This window comes from Mycobacterium sp. 29Ha (genome assembly GCF_032883055.1).
Classification (GTDB): Bacteria; Actinomycetota; Actinomycetes; order Mycobacteriales; family Mycobacteriaceae; genus Mycobacterium; species Mycobacterium gallinarum.
In genome coordinates, this window is record NZ_JAMQTI010000081.1 from 1 (window position 1) to 1,097 (window position 1,097).

1 protein-coding gene is annotated in these 1,097 nt (G+C 60.4%); it reads right to left on the reverse strand.

Features of this window, described 5'->3' with window-relative positions:
* The coding region (gene pglX / locus M1248_RS33275; protein ID WP_317150941.1) for a BREX-2 system adenine-specific DNA-methyltransferase PglX at positions 1–1,097 on the reverse strand (1,097 nt) is incomplete at its 3' end.

Consider the following 1,097-nt stretch of genomic DNA (forward strand, 5'->3'; position numbering starts at 1 on the left):
CGTCGTGTGGCGATCAACGGTCGCCAGTTGGGTAGGTCGTTGACGGGTACGCCGACGGCAGCCGACTTCTCAGCCAGTTGGGCGGTGAAGTATTCGGCAAGATCGATGTTGAACACCGGGTCTATCCCGGAGTGCCACTGCTTGACCCACGGCAACAGTTCGGCGATCCCGGCCACCACCGGCACCAACTCCGACAGCGCGACACCCTCGGCCTCACGTTGGGCATAGATCGTGGCCAATGCGATGCCCTGCTGCGCGTGGTCCCAGCCTGCCCACCCCAATAATGGGGTCGGATCCGTCGCCCGTCCCGCACCGGGGTAGACGATGAACCGCTCCTTCGGCACGTCAAGCTTTCCCCGGTGGGTCCAATACGACGGCTTCACAAAATCAGCACCGGTGTACTTCGGCGGCACCGGAATATCAGCAGCCTCAATCAGGCCGGCGTCCTCGTCGCGCTGCAGCGACCACACGTGCTCCCACTCCGCACGCTTGCGCAACCCAGAGTCCTTATACCGCATCGCCGCTAGGTACGGCACCACCTGATCCGAAAGCAGCTTCTCCAACGACGACGTCACCGGAGCGTCTTTCTGACCCGCCCACATGTCCAGCGCAGTGATGAACTCAGGGTCCTTCTCCACATGCCCAGCCAACTCACCAACAGACAACGGCTGCGGAGTCCCCTGCGGAGTGAACCACAACGACCGATCCTCAAGCTTGCCGAGCAACCAATCCCGCAGCGCCCGCTGCAGTTTCACCTCCCACGACTCCCCCGCCCACCGCCGCTTGTACTCCGGACGCTCCAACAAATTAATGAATGGATTCGACTCGATCACCGCCAAACGACGCTCCACCAACGAGCGATACTCAGCCGACCAATGAGCAGGCAACTCAGTCAAAGGAGTGAACTGATGATTGTGATGCGTGAACCAACTCGTCTCAACCTCCCCCGCCACAACACGCCGAGCTAAGGCAATCGCAAACGCCCTTTCGGCCGGAGCAATACCAGGCGCCTCACCAACAGGTAGAAATAACTGGTCCCCAATAAGGCCGTAGTTGTAATACACCTCCCAATCCAACTCCTCCTGCTCCGAAGCCAT